Source organism: Criibacterium bergeronii (genome assembly GCF_001693775.2).
GTDB lineage: Bacteria > Bacillota > Clostridia > Peptostreptococcales > Filifactoraceae > Peptoanaerobacter > Peptoanaerobacter bergeronii.
This window is the reverse complement of the sequence record NZ_MBEW02000031.1, coordinates 1-13798: the sequence shown is the minus strand read 5'-3', so window position 1 is coordinate 13798 and position 13798 is coordinate 1. Positions and strand designations below refer to the sequence as shown.

At 32.5% G+C, this 13798-nt stretch carries 12 protein-coding genes and 4 pseudogenes; all 16 read left to right on the top strand.

All coding sequences use genetic code 11. The features are described 5' to 3' along the window. A pseudogene (locus tag BBG48_RS09615) lies at nucleotides 1-923 on the top strand (type IV secretory system conjugative DNA transfer family protein); the annotation flags it as partial. A 96-nt stretch (nucleotides 924-1019) separates the two neighbouring features. Then, a pseudogene (locus BBG48_RS09610) lies at nucleotides 1020-2849 on the top strand (recombinase family protein). Nucleotides 2850-2970: 121 nt separating this feature from the next. Continuing rightward, nucleotides 2971-3564, top strand: a complete 594-nt coding sequence (locus BBG48_RS09605) for a TetR/AcrR family transcriptional regulator (protein ID WP_047198592.1) — start codon at nucleotides 2971-2973, stop codon at nucleotides 3562-3564. Between the two features lie 19 nt (nucleotides 3565-3583). Continuing rightward, nucleotides 3584-4171, top strand: coding sequence for an MptD family putative ECF transporter S component (locus BBG48_RS09600; RefSeq protein ID WP_068912802.1), 588 nt, complete (start codon nucleotides 3584-3586; stop codon nucleotides 4169-4171). Between the two features lie 20 nt (nucleotides 4172-4191). After that, nucleotides 4192-4893, top strand: a complete 702-nt coding sequence (locus tag BBG48_RS09595) for an energy-coupling factor transporter transmembrane component T (protein ID WP_068912803.1) — start codon at nucleotides 4192-4194, stop codon at nucleotides 4891-4893. Next, complete coding sequence (locus tag BBG48_RS09590) at nucleotides 4886-6283, top strand: ATP-binding cassette domain-containing protein (protein WP_068912805.1); 1398 nt, start codon at nucleotides 4886-4888, stop codon at nucleotides 6281-6283. Before BBG48_RS09595 ends, BBG48_RS09590 begins: the two co-directional genes overlap by 8 nt. A 24-nt stretch (nucleotides 6284-6307) precedes the next feature. After that, nucleotides 6308-7663, top strand: coding sequence for an MATE family efflux transporter (locus BBG48_RS09585; protein WP_068912806.1), 1356 nt, complete (start codon nucleotides 6308-6310; stop codon nucleotides 7661-7663). A gap of 290 nt (nucleotides 7664-7953) precedes the next feature. After that, on the top strand, nucleotides 7954-8367 hold the full coding sequence (locus BBG48_RS09580) for a sigma factor-like helix-turn-helix DNA-binding protein (RefSeq protein ID WP_068912808.1): 414 nt from the start codon (nucleotides 7954-7956) through the stop codon (nucleotides 8365-8367). Nucleotides 8368-8450: 83 nt separating this feature from the next. Further along, entirely contained in the window at nucleotides 8451-8780 is a 330-nt protein-coding gene (locus tag BBG48_RS09575) for a DUF3847 domain-containing protein (protein ID WP_068912809.1), read from the top strand. 244 nt (nucleotides 8781-9024) lie between these two features. Continuing rightward, a pseudogene (gene mobQ, locus BBG48_RS11670) lies at nucleotides 9025-9811 on the top strand (MobQ family relaxase); the annotation flags it as partial. Nucleotides 9812-10074: 263 nt separating this feature from the next. Then, complete coding sequence (locus BBG48_RS11665) at nucleotides 10075-10677, top strand: hypothetical protein (RefSeq protein WP_456297794.1); 603 nt, start codon at nucleotides 10075-10077, stop codon at nucleotides 10675-10677. Nucleotides 10678-10679: 2 nt separating this feature from the next. Then, entirely contained in the window at nucleotides 10680-11426 is a 747-nt protein-coding gene (locus tag BBG48_RS09565; protein WP_068912811.1) for a phage replisome organizer N-terminal domain-containing protein, read from the top strand. 181 nt (nucleotides 11427-11607) lie between these two features. Beyond that, nucleotides 11608-11931 (top strand): hypothetical protein, encoded by a 324-nt coding sequence (locus tag BBG48_RS09560; protein WP_028078916.1) that lies wholly within the window; start codon nucleotides 11608-11610, stop codon nucleotides 11929-11931. 73 nt (nucleotides 11932-12004) lie between these two features. After that, nucleotides 12005-12994 (top strand): ORF6N domain-containing protein, encoded by a 990-nt coding sequence (locus tag BBG48_RS09555; protein WP_068912812.1) that lies wholly within the window; start codon nucleotides 12005-12007, stop codon nucleotides 12992-12994. 111 nt (nucleotides 12995-13105) lie between these two features. Beyond that, on the top strand, nucleotides 13106-13291 hold the full coding sequence (locus BBG48_RS09550; protein ID WP_068912813.1) for a transposon-encoded TnpW family protein: 186 nt from the start codon (nucleotides 13106-13108) through the stop codon (nucleotides 13289-13291). 11 nt (nucleotides 13292-13302) lie between these two features. Beyond that, nucleotides 13303-13798, top strand: a pseudogene (locus tag BBG48_RS09545) (type IV secretory system conjugative DNA transfer family protein); the annotation flags it as partial.

The following is a 13798-nucleotide window of genomic DNA, read 5'->3' as shown; positions in this document are numbered from 1 at the left end:
TAAAGCAGAATATTCCCTATCTTGCATTTTTCTATGTTGGCAATATCTTTTCTCACCATGTAAGAGCCTATACGGGTGGCGATGTAATAGATAAAATATTTCAAGGAATATTAGAGCTTAATACCATGAGCTTTATTCCAAGTATTCATGTGGCTGATATTTTAATGGGCGTGGGAGTGGCAGCTATAATTAAATTTATTGTCTATACCAAAGGCAAAAATGCAAAAAAGTTCAGACAGGGGAAAGAGTATGGTTCAGCAAGATGGGGAACGAGAAAAGATATAGAGCCGTATGTGGATGAAAAGTTTCAAAACAATATCTTGCTTACTCAAACAGAACGATTAACTATGAATGGCAGACCGGCAAATCCAAAGTATGCAAGAAATAAGAATGTACTTGTTATTGGTGGTTCTGGCTCCGGAAAGACGAGATTTTATGTAAAGCCAAACCTAATGCAAATGCACTCGTCATATTGTGTTACAGATCCTAAAGGAACGATAGTCATTGAGTGTGGCAAGATGCTTGAAGATAATGGCTATGAGATAAAAATCTTAAATACCATCAACTTCAAAAAGAGTATGAAGTACAATCCCTTTGCCTATCTCAGAAGTGAAAAAGACATCCTCAAATTAGTGCAGACAATCATTGCAAACACTAAAGGAGAAGGTGAAAAATCCAGTGAGGATTTTTGGGTGAAAGCCGAAAAACTATACTACACAGCCCTTATAGGCTACCTTTATTACGAAGCACCTGAAGAAGAACAAAACTTCTCTACCCTACTTTCTTTCATAGACGCAAGTGAAGTTAGAGAGGAAGATGAAAATTTCAAAAATGCAGTAGATTATATCTTTGAAGCACTTGAAAAAGAAAAACCTAATCACTTTGCAGTAAAGCAATATAAGAAGTATAAGCTAGCGGCAGGAGTAATAGAATTAAGGAGAACACTTAATCACTGTTTTAGTGAAATATGTACTTCTTAATTCTTTTTTGTTTAAGAAATTAAGAGGAAGGAGGAAAAAGTGAGGAATTTTGAAAAGATAACAGCACTCTATGAGAGATTAAGTCGAGATGATGAACTAGAAGGAGAAAGTAACTCAATCGTTAATCAAAAGAAAATCCTTGAAGAATATGCAAGTAAGAATAATTTAACCAACATCATCCATTTTACAGATGACGGAATAAGCGGGACACAGTTTGATAGACCAGGCTTTATGGAAATGATGAATGGAGTAAATACTGGAAATATCGGTTGTATCATCGTAAAGGATATGAGTAGACTCGGCAGAGATTATCTCAAAGTCGGTCAATGTATGGAGATATTAAGACAAAAGGGCGTAAGACTGATTGCTATCAATGACAATGTAGACAGCTTTTACAGAGAAGATGATTTTACCCCTTTTAGAAATATTATGAATGAATGGTATGCAAGAGATACTTCAAGAAAAATACAATCTACATTTAGATCAAAAGGAGAAAGCGGAAAGCATACGGCAAGCACTCCACCTTATGGCTACATCAAAGATGAAAAAGACAAAGATAAGTGGGTTGTAGATGAAAAAGCAGCCGAGATAGTAAGACGAATATTTAATCTTACAATGGACGGAGCAGGACCATACAAAATAGCAAAGATACTGGAAGCTGATAAGATAGATATACCCGCTTATCATCAGCAAAAAATGGGATATGGATTACATCAAAGCAAAAACTTTGAATATCCTTATCGTTGGTGTAGTTCCACAATTGCCAGTATCTTAAAGAAAAAAGAATACTTAGGGCATACAGTTAACTTTAAAACAAGAAAGCATTTCAAGGATAAGAAAAGTAAATATGTATCCGAAGATAAATGGCTCATCTTTGAAAATACTCACGAAGCAATCATAGACCAAGAAACCTTTGATAATGTGCAAAGGATAAGAGGAAATGTAAAAAGGTATCCTGATGGTTGGGGCGAATATCACCCACTAACAGGATTGATGTATTGTGCAGATTGTGGGAGCAAGATGTATGTTCATAGAACAAGCAATTATAAGAATATTCCCTATTACACTTGCAGTGCCTATACTAAAACACCTTGTGGCATGCTTTGTCCATCAGCACACAGAATAAAAGCGGAAGTAGTCTTAAATCTAATACAAGAAACACTAAAAGATATTAAAAAATATCTTGATGAAGATAATGAAGCCTTTATCCGTTCCATTCAAAATGAAATGGAAGAAAAGGAAAAAATAGAGATAGAAAAGAAAAAGATAAGATTAACGGAAAGCCAAAACAGACTTCAGGAACTTGAACGACTGATGTGCAGAATTTACGAAGATATGATCCTGAATAAAATACCGAATAATCGCTATGAAATCCTTAATAATCAATATGAAACGGAACAGATAACTTTAAGCAAAGAGATTAAAGCTTTAGAGCTTGCAATATCAAGATATGAAAAAGAAACAGACAGAGCTAAGAAATTTATATTCCTTATCAGTCGTTATGAAAACTTTGATGAACTTACAACTACAATGATAAATGAGTTTGTAGAAAAAATTATCGTACATGAAAGAGATAGAAAAGGAAGTCAAACATCAAAGTAAAAGATAGAAGTTTACTTTAATTTCATAGGAAATTATGAACTGCCGAAAGAGGAATTATCCGAAGAAGAAATGCAGAAATTAAGGGAGGAGGAAGAAAAAGAACGAGAAAGAAAAGACAGGCTTCATCAAAATTACCTGAAACGAAAAGCAAGCGGAAAACAGAAAGAGTATGAAGATAAATATAAGGCAAGAAGGGAGCAGAAGAAACAGGAAAAATTAAAGGTTTTAAAAAGAGTGGGAATACCGATGAAAGATTATATGAAATAGTATTCATATTAAGACGGTAGTTATTATCATGAAGTTAGTTGACATTAACTAACAAGAGGAGTATAATAAAATTCGACAGTAGTGTCGGTTTTTCATTACGATATGAAATGAGGTCTTTATTTTGAAAGAAGAAAAACAAAAAGTTGGACAAATTAGAAAAAAAGAGATTCGAGAAGCTGCAAAGAAATGCTTTCTAAATAAAGGGTTTCAACTTACAACAATGGAAGATGTTATCACAGAGGTAGGAATGAGTAGAGGAGGTGTCTATCATCATTATGGTAATACAAACGAAATGCTTAAAGACTTAATGCTTGATGGTAATGATTATAGAAACAACTTGATAAATGAGTATTTAAAAAACAATCAAGGAAAAGATAAATATCAGCAAATGGGTGATATTTTGGTTGATAAGTCGCTGGCTGATACAGAATTGACGAGATTGTATACACTCCTTTTACAAGTAAAAAAATATAATCAGGATTTGGAAAAATTGTATCAAGAATTGAAACTTAATACGACTAATGAGCTAAGTTTAATCGCCAAGCAGCTTGGAATTAAGGCAGATATATTTGTTGACGGTTTTTTAGTGAATTATATCAATGGATTGATATTAAGTTCAGAAATTTTAGGTGCGAGAAAGTCTTATGGCGAGCATAAACGATATATAAAAGAAACAATGATAAATTATATTGTTGATGTAGATAAGAAAAATTAAAACAATTAGGAGGTTTCAAATGAGCAAACGATTAGAGGTAAAGGATTTAATTAATATAGGATTATTTTCTGTATTAGGTTTTGTATTTATGATGATAGGATCATTTTTAGCAATGGTTCCAGTTTTAATGCCGGTTGTTCCATTGGCACAAGGTATTTTGGTAGGACCGGTAAATATGTTGTATTCTACTAAAATTAAGAAAAGAGGAATGGTATTTATTCAATCATTACTTATTGCATTAGTATATGTTGCTATGGGACATGGACCTTGGGCATTATTGACCGCTGTTATTGCTGGTATTATTGCTGAAGTTATTTTGAAATCAGGAGAATATACGGATGTTAATAAGGCAAGATTAGCATTTTCTATTGCTCCACTTTGCACATTAGGAAATTGGTTGCCAATTTTTATATCAAGAAATGAATATGTCAAGCAGATGTTAGAGCAAGGATATAACCAAGAATTTATTGATAAGATGCTTAGTGTAATGCCGAATTGGATTATTGTCGTAATGGCAATAGGTGGAATTATAGGAGCATATATTGGTTGTAGTATAGGAATGACTTTCCTGAAAAAACATTTTAAAAAGGCTGGTATGGAAAAATAAGGATTCATAAGGAGTTAAGGATGACAATCAAACTTGATTTTCGTACAAAACTTTTTATGACAATAGTTCTTTCATATGTGATGGTTTTAGGCAATATTCAAGTAAAGTATTTCTTGCAAGCCCTTATAATATCCGTAATTCCGATAGTGCTTTTAATAAATACAAAACATACAAGAGTAGCTATTATTGGGATGGCTACTCTTGTGTTCGTTTATGGTGCTGATAGATTTTTAATGAAATTAGAATACAGTCCCTTGGTAGCGATTTTACTGATATTAGTAATGGTTGTTAAGAAAATACTTCCCGCATTTTTAATGGGGAAATATACCATACTCACATCAAATGTAGGGAAAAGTATTTATTCATTGAAAAAAATGAAATGTCCCGATGAAATAGCAATACCATTGACTGTGATGGTTCGTTTCTTTTATGCCGCAAGGATTGATTATAGCCAGATAAAAAAAGCCATGCGTTTGAGAGGACTAACGCTTAAAAAGTTAATAAAAAATCCAATTCTATTATTTGAATATAGATTAGTGCCACTATTGATGTGTTTGTCTAAGACGGCAGATGATTTAACAGTATCCGCAATGACAAAAGGGTTAGCTGTTAATCAAAAGCGAACAAGTATTAGTGAATCTCGCATTGGTGGCATTGATTGCATATTTTTTGTGATAATGGTATGGGCAATCTATTTATATATAAGGGGTAAGTATGCTTAGTTTACAAAATTTAGTATTAAAGTTTGATGGAGAAAGCATATTAGAAAATATAAATCTAAATTTCAAACCCGGAGAGGTAACTGTTATAACGGGACACTCAGGTACGGGGAAAAGTAGTTTGTTAAAAGTAATAAACGGCATTATTCCCGAATATGATTGTGGAGATGTAAAAGGAGATGTTTTATACAAGGACAAATCTTTATTAGGGATGAGTATATTAGAACGATCCAAGTTTATATCTACAGTGTTTCAAAATCCTAAAACACAATTTTATTGTATCAATTCTACAGATGAATTAGCTTTTCAATTAGAAAATAGGTGTATAGAAAGGAATTTAATTTTAGATAAAATACACTATTATTCAGATGTTTTAGGTAGTAAAGATTTGTTAGACAAGAATATTTTTGAACTGTCCGGTGGAGAGAAGCAGTTAATTGCTATAACCGCCAGTGGAATTTCAGAAAATGAAATTATTCTTTTAGATGAACCATCTTCATCTTTGGATTATGAATCAATTAAGAACTTAAAAAGAGCTATTATTGAGCTAAAAAAAAGAAATAAAATCATAATCCTTGTCGAGCATAGATTATTTTATTTGAAAGACATTGTTGACAAGCTATGTGTAATAGAAAACAAAACTTTTAAAGAATACACGAAAGAATATTTTAGTGATGATTTTTTTGAAAGAGTTTCAGAAAAACATAATTTGAGAAACTTTAATGAAATTTTTAAGAGTGATTTCTTAAAGAGACAATATGAAAAAGTAGATATGTTACAAAAAAATACTCCATCAAACTTTGCTAATGAATCAATAACATGTCTACATTTCAAAAAAACATACGATAAGAATACAATTTTTGATTTTAGTGTTTCTTTTAATACCGGGATAAATTTCATTATTGGACAAAACGGTGTTGGGAAAAGTACTTTTATCAATTTACTTATGGGAACTATAAAAGGCAAGGGAGAAGTTTTTTATAAGGGAGAAAAGCTCAAAAAACGGTACGAGAATATCTTTGCAGTCATGCAAGATGTTAATTATCAACTTTTCACAGAATCTGTATGGCAGGAAATTGGAGCAGTTACAAAACAGGATAATTTGAAAAATGAAGCCTTAAGAAAGGTACATTTATTTAATAAAAAAGAAATGCACCCAAGTTCGTTATCGGGTGGAGAAAAACAGAGATTGTTGCTTGCTATGTCTATGGTAAGTCAAAAACCAATCATAGTGTTTGATGAGCCAACGAGTGGACTTTGCAAAATGCAAATGGATATTTTGATTGGATTTTTAAACCAAATGGTAGAGCAAGGAAAAACTATTATTATAATCACGCATGATTTTGAATTTATAAAACAGTGCGATGGTTCAATATATGAATTTACAAAATAAATATAAGTAAAGGAGAGCAATACGATGAAAGAAGATATGAAAACACAACTTTTAACAAAAAGTCCTAAAGACTTGTTGTTTCAATTAGCTATTCCGGGAATTATAGGAATGGTTGTTATAGGACTTTATCCATTTATGGATGGAATATTTGCTGGGTGGATTATAGGGGATTATGCTATGTCTGCCATTAGTATATCAATGTCTTTAACAATAATAAATGGTGGTATATCAGCACTTATTGGAGTTGGTAGTGCGTCAATATTATCAAGGGCTATTGGAAAGGGAGATAAAGAAACAACGGATAAAATATTTGGAAATTTTTGTTATTGGGTAATTTTATTCTCTATAGTAATCACCGTATTAGGCTTGGTATTTGCACCTAATTTTCTTGACTTGGTAGGAGCAAAAGGGAATATTAAAGAACTGGGAGTTAGATATTTAAGAGTAGTTTTCTTTGGTTCAATATTTGTGAATTTTGCTCAAGCAGGTAATATGACAATGCGTGGTGAAGGTGCATTGAAGCAATCTATGATGATTATGGGAGTAGGTGCTTTATTAAATATTATTTTAGATCCTGTTTTTATGAAGTTGATGGGAGAGTATGCAATTGAGGGAGCAGCTATTGCAACTGTAATATCTCAAATTGTACAGGCGACATTAACATTTCACTATTTTTCAAAGAAAAGTGCTTTTGTTGGTATCCATAAAATTCAAAAGAGCAAGGCAATTTACAGTGAAATGTTTAGTATAGGAAGTTCGGCTATGATGATGCAAATTTTATTTGCAGTACAACAAACATTTTTGTTCAAACAGGCTTTCGCTTATGGTGGAGATAATTGGGGAATTCTAATGTCTGCCACAATGAGACTTTATATGTTCTCATTTATTCCATTGTGGGGAATGAGTCAAGGTTTACAGCCTGTTATAGGAGCTAATTTTGGAGCAAAACAATATCAAAGAGTAAAAGATACTATGAAGATTTTCATGTATGGGGCAACAATACTTGCTGCTATTTCTTGGATACCATCCATGTTTTTCTCTGAAAAATTATTGTCATTGTTTAATGTGAGAAGTGAAATAATTGAAGCTGGAGTTATGAACTTTAAATTGTTCTACTCTACTTTCATCTTATATGGAATTATGATTATGACACTTACATTTTTCCAATCTATTGGAGATGGGAAAAAAGCGAGCATGATTGTAATGCTTAGACAACTGATTTTATTTATTCCGGCGATATTGCTATTGCCAAAGGTATTTGAAGGATTAGCAGTTTGGTGGGCTGAACCTATTGTAGATTTTAGTATGATTTTGCTCGGCTTGTTTTTTATGCTTAGCAGACTTAGAAAAATGGGAAAAGAAGAAGCGATAAATTGTTAAGTATCTTATTATCCAAAGGTGAAAATAAACTATTAGAAAGGTTTGATATATGAATATCAGTTAGATGTAAGAAATGGGGGAGTAAGATGAAAAATCTTTTTCATATAGAAGAAAGAAATAACAAAAAAATCTTCTCGCTTTATAGTTTCTTATTATCTCAAGCAACTAAATATATCTAAGGAAAAGATAGATTCATTTCTTTTTGGAGGACTTTTTACGCCAAAGTGTAGAAGTCCTCCTTTTTTATTCTCAAAAAAAAATTAGAGAACTTAAAAAAGGAGGATAACTAAGTGGCTAAAGAATATTACCTTTATGTAAAAGGCAAAGCCGTACTTGTAAGTGAAGAAGTCTACAAAGCCTACTGGAAGATAACAGAGCATGAAAAGTATCTCCAAAGAAAAGATTGGAAGCATAATGTTATGTCATTTTCAGCACTGGATCATGACGGACATTTTGTAGATAACATCATAGATGAAAAAATAGACTTAGAAAAAATTGTAGAAGTAAAAATGCAAATTGAAGAACTTCATAAAGCATTAAATACTCTCACAAAAGAAGAACGAGAGTTAATGGAAGCCATTTTCTACAGAGAAGAAAGTCTAAGGTCAATCAGCAGAAGAGAGAAAGTTACACATCAAGCAATCAGCGGGAGGAGGGACAGAATTTTAGAAAAACTGAGAAAGATTTTAGAAGATAAAATCTAAAAACTTGGAAAGGTTAAGTGTCAAAAAAGGTGCTTAACCTTTCTTTATAGAAACAAATAAATACTAAAACGGAGGAATGAAAAATGAAGAAAGAAAACACATTACAGGAAGTACAAGAACAAATTTCTGAACTTCAGCAAGAAAGAGAAAAGTGCGATGTAAAGCTGAAGCAATTACAAAATCAAGGCAAAAAATTAGAAAAACTTGCAAATGAAAAAGAGAGAAAAAGAAGAAATCACAGGCTTATTAAAAGGGGCTTGATAGTAGAAAGGGTAATTGAAAATCCTCTAATATTTACCAATGAGGAGATAGAAGAATTACTTAAAGTTGCTACTCACACAGAAGAATACAGACAAGCCTATGAAGAAATAATAAATGAAAAAGATATGGAAGATGAAACAGACATCGAGTAGACAGAATAAAAAACCTTAGTTTTTTCAGAAGCTCCCTGCAAGGGCAAAAAGCTCCGCAGGACGCAAAGCACCCTTTAGGGTGTATAATTGCGCCCTTAGAAAAACTAAGGGATTTTAGCAAGTCTTTGAAAATCCAAAACCTAATAAAAATGTATTGATAAAGCAGATAGGAAAAGATACAAAAAATAGCCTGTCTGCTTTTTCCTTTACCTGAAAACAAACAAAAAATGAAAGGAGCTTAAAAGTGGCAGAAACATTTCACTTTAGTATTTCTATGATAAGCAGAGGAAAAAGTAAATCGGCAGTTGCAAGTGCAGCATATATCTCTTGTGAGAAAATCAAAAATGAATGGGACGGAGAAGTTCATGACTATCATAATAAAAAAGGACTTTTACATTCAGAAATCTTCTTGCCGGAGAATGTTCCCATAGCATTAAAAGATAGAACTACCTTATGGAACAGCGTTGAACTAAATGAGAAAGCAAGCAATGCACAGCTTGCAAGAAACTTCATTATTGCCTTACCAAAAGAATTATCCTTTGAAGAAAACAAGAAACTCATTACCGACTTCATACAAGAAAATTTTGTATCAAAAGGAATGATAGCAGACCTTGCCATTCATGATGAGAGTGATGAAGAAAATAACAATATCCATGTTCATATTATGACTACCCTTAGACCAATCAATGAAAAAGGAAAGTGGCAAGCAAAGAGTAAAAAAGAATATGTCCTTGATGAAAAGGGAGAAAAGATAAAACTAAAAAGCGGAAACTACAAAACAAGAAAAGTAGAGCTGACAGACTGGAACGATAAAGGAAACGCAGAGAAATGGAGAGAGAATTTTGCAAGTCTTTGTAATCAGTATTTAGAAAAAAATCATCAGGAAAAGAGAGTGGATCATCGCTCCTACAAAAGACAAGGGATAGAAGAAATCCCAACCATTCACATGGGAGCAAGTGCCAGTGCCTTAGAGAAAAAAGGAATCGAAACCGACAAAGGAAACATCAACCGAGAAATCAAAAAGCATAATTCCTTAGTAAAAGCCATCAAGAACAAGATAAAAGAAATCACCTCTTGGATAGATTCTTTACTTGGAAATCTACAAGCTAAATACGATGAGTATAAACAGACCAAGAAAGATGAACTGGAGAACAAAGCGGAACTCTTTAACCTCTATGAATATATCTCTATCTACAACTAGATACAGGGAGAAAAAACAAAAAATTTATCCTACTACGGACAGATAAAAAAAGGAAATGCAGACCTAAAGAGATTTGTAAAAGCAATCTACTATTTGAAAGATAATAAACTTCAAACCATAGCAGACCTACAAGGAAAAGTCGTTGAACTGGCAAAGCAAAGTAAAAAGATAAGTGGTGATATTCAGAGTAAAACACAAAGAATTAAAGACCTAAATCAGTGTGTAAGCTGCATAGACTCTATCAAAGAAAACAAAGAAGTCTATCAGGAATACAAAAGCAAAACCATATTCAAAGACAGCTTTTACAATTCCCATAAAAAAGAAATAGATAAGTACCAAAAAGCAAGAAAGACCATAGAAAAGTTTACCGGGACATCAGCCATAAAATTAAATGATTGGCAAAAAGAAATATTAAGCCTTGAAAAAGAGATACAAGACTTAACCGAAGATAAAGTTAAAGTACAAGATGAATTTAAGCAGATAGATCATATCAAATATGCAGTAAAGATTGTCAATGATGAGTATGGAATAGATTTATCCATAGAGATAGACAAGGCAATTAAGAGAGGAGATAAACCAAGTGTAATTGCACAACTGAAAAAATTCCAAGAGCAAGGCAAAAAAGAAAAAGAGTACAACCAAAAAGCCAAGGAAAAGGCTAAAGAAAATTACAAAAATAAAGGGGAGGAAAGATAAAAATGGCAGACAACAGAAGATACTATTGGTTAAAATTGAAAGAAGATTTTTTTACAGATAAGAGAATCAAAAGGCTAAGAAAAATATCAGGAGGAGATACCTATACAATCATCTATCTTAAATTGCTTTTACTTAGCTTAAAAGATAGTGGGAAGCTGTATTATGACGGAGTAGAAACAGACTTTATCAAAGAGCTTGCCTTAACGATTGATGAAACGGAAGATGATGTAATGGTTACAGTAAATTATCTTGTAGCACAAGGATTGATGGAGATAATCACAGAAAATGACGAGTATTTTTTAACAGAAATCCCAAGTCTTATAGGTTCAGAAACAGCGTCTACAAGGCGTTCGAGAAAATCGAGAGGACAAAAAGCGTTGCAATGCAACACTAATGCAACACATTGCAACCTTTTGCAACAAAATTGCAACGGAGATATAGAGAAAGAAATAGATATAGAGTTAGAAAAAGAGGGGGAGATAGAAAAAATATCCCCCGTTTTTTACGGAGAATATAAAAATGTTTCCTTAACAGATGAAGAATATGGAAAGTTAAAGGATAAAATGCAAGGTCATAGGGAGAAAATGATAGAAAAGCTTTCGACTTATATGCAAAGCACAGGAAGAAACTACAAAGACCATTATGCGACCTTAATTCATTGGTATGAACAAGATAAAGGGAAATTAAAGGAGTGCAGTAAATCAACAGTATATACCCTTGAAGATTATGACAAGGGAGAACATTTATAATCTCATATAAGACGGTGGAGAGGCTTTTTTAGAGCGTTAATGGTAAAAGAGGTATCAGAATATAGCTAAGTGTGAAAACATCATGTGAGGGCTTAAAATTGCAGTATGGAAAAATCATCGTATTTATGATAAAATGACAGTGATATGATAATAAACTCAGTTATAAAGAGAGGATATATAAATGCGAATTCAATTTACAGTAAACGATGAAGAACTGAAAATTTTAACTAAAAAAGTTATAGAGGGTAATTACCCAAGTATTAGTGAATATTGTAAGTGTAGCAGTTTACAAGAAAATACAAGTTATGTTGACTTATATAATACCTTACTAAATAAAATAAGCTTTTTGCCGAAAGACAAAGAATTTGTTTTACGAGAGTTAATAGCAACACCGCCGGCTTTGATTGGCAGATGGTTTTATGAAAATGTAAATAAGGGACTTGTGAAAAATGTAGAACACATCGGAAAAGCTGAAGGTGGAGTAGAAAAATATAAAAAGATATGAGACTTATTTCAAAAAGCTACGCAGTGCGTGGCGGATTGGAAAAGATATTTAGATAATTTTGGAGGTGCATTTCATGGCAGATGAAAATAAAGAGATAGTTATTGTAGATGATAAAACTATACAAGAAAAAATATATTTTATTCGTGGACAAAAAGTAATGCTTGATGCAGATTTAGCTGAAATATATGGTTATGAAACTAAAAACTTTAATAGACAGGTAAAAAATAATATTGAAAAGTTTGAAGGCGAAGATTTTATGTTTCAATTGACCGAGAATGAGTTTGAAAACTTGAGGTGCAAAAATTTCACCTCAAGTTGGGGCGGCTCAAGGTACCTACCAAATGCCTTTACGGAACAAGGTATTTATATGCTTATGACTGTATTAAGGGGAGAACTTGCGATTAGGCAAAGCAGAGCCTTAATTAGAACATTTAAGCAGATGAAAGACTTCATTATTGAAAATCAAGATTTTATCGGTTCAAAAGAATTAGTCCAAATAGCTATTCAAACCAACCAAAACACAAATGATATTGCAGAAATAAAATCTCAAATGGCTACTAAAGAAGATTTGAAAAAAGTAATGGATAATTTTATCGATCCGGACACTTACAAGCATTTCCTTTTGATGAATGGAGATAAGATTGAAGCGGATGTTGCCTATACAAAAATATATAAGTCAGCAAAGAAAAGCATTTATGTAATAGATAACTATATAGGCTTGAAAACCTTAGAATTATTAAGAGCTGCAAAAGACAATGTTGAAATTATAGTCTTTAGCGACAATGTGAAAAACAAGGATATGCTGACAAAAAATATCCTAAACGATTTTAGAAAAGATTACCCTAATATCAATCTGAAGATGAAAATTGCAGGTAAAAAGTATCACGATAGATATATTGCCATTGACTATGGAACAGACAGTGAAGCCTTTTATCTTTGCGGAGCATCATCAAAAGATGCAGGAAATAAAATATCAAGTATTACAAAGATAGAGGAATCTTCCAAGGATATGTATCATACGATGTTTGGCGGAATGCTGAACAATAAGGATTTGAAAATTTAATATGTAAATGGTAAAGCATTATTAAATGAATAGCTACAAGACTTGTGAAAGGCGGTAGAAATAAAACTCTATCGTCTTTTTTTGATTGCAACTAACAGGAGGGAAACTAATATGCACGAAAATAAAAACGAACAAAATACAGGAATAAAGACCATAAAGAAGATTGGAAAGGCAACTTATGAGGTTGTTGTCCATTTTAATGAAAATGCAACGGAAACAATGCAAGACAAATTAAAACGCATAATTCTTAGAGAAATGGAGAGAGAAAAACATCAAAAAGCGATAAAAAATGATTAAAAAGTCCTTGACAAGTTGTTACAGGAAAAACAGCAAAGTCTATTCTTATTTCATGTGGTGCAAGGCTTGCTCCCTTTGATATTCAAGAGCTTAGGGACTTGATGAAAGAAGATGAACTTGAGCTTGATACACTTGGAGATAGAAAGACAGCACTCTTTGTTATTATCTCTGATACCGATGATACTTTTAACTTTGTGGTATCTATCATGTACTCACAGCTATTTAACCTACTTTATGATAAGGCAGATGATGAATATGGAGGAAGACTACCTGTTCATGTAAGGTGCTTGCTTGACGAGTTTGCAAATATAGGCTTAATTCCAAAGTTTGAGAAGTTAATAGCGACAATCCGTTCAAGAGAAATATCTGCAAGCATTATTTTGCAAGCACAATCTCAGTTAAAGGCAATCTACAGGGATAATGCAGATACGATTGTAGGTAACTGTGATAGTACTTTGTTTCTTGGCGGAAAGGAAAAGACAACACTTAAAGAGCTATCTGAAACCT

Excerpts from the sequence above, each read along its gene's own strand:
- BBG48_RS09595 (WP_068912803.1), top strand. The coding sequence starts at position 4,192 with ATGACAATCAAACTTGATTTTCGTACAAAACTTTTTATGACAATAGTT.
- BBG48_RS09590 (WP_068912805.1), top strand. The coding sequence starts at position 4,886 with ATGCTTAGTTTACAAAATTTAGTATTAAAGTTTGATGGAGAAAGCATA.
- BBG48_RS09555 (WP_068912812.1), top strand. The coding sequence starts at position 12,005 with ATGGCAGATGAAAATAAAGAGATAGTTATTGTAGATGATAAAACTATA.
- BBG48_RS09565 (WP_068912811.1), top strand. The coding sequence starts at position 10,680 with ATGGCAGACAACAGAAGATACTATTGGTTAAAATTGAAAGAAGATTTT.
- BBG48_RS09585 (WP_068912806.1), top strand. The coding sequence starts at position 6,308 with ATGAAAGAAGATATGAAAACACAACTTTTAACAAAAAGTCCTAAAGAC.
- BBG48_RS09600 (WP_068912802.1), top strand. The coding sequence starts at position 3,584 with ATGAGCAAACGATTAGAGGTAAAGGATTTAATTAATATAGGATTATTT.
- BBG48_RS09550 (WP_068912813.1), top strand. The coding sequence starts at position 13,106 with ATGCACGAAAATAAAAACGAACAAAATACAGGAATAAAGACCATAAAG.
- BBG48_RS09560 (WP_028078916.1), top strand. The coding sequence starts at position 11,608 with ATGCGAATTCAATTTACAGTAAACGATGAAGAACTGAAAATTTTAACT.
- BBG48_RS09575 (WP_068912809.1), top strand. The coding sequence starts at position 8,451 with ATGAAGAAAGAAAACACATTACAGGAAGTACAAGAACAAATTTCTGAA.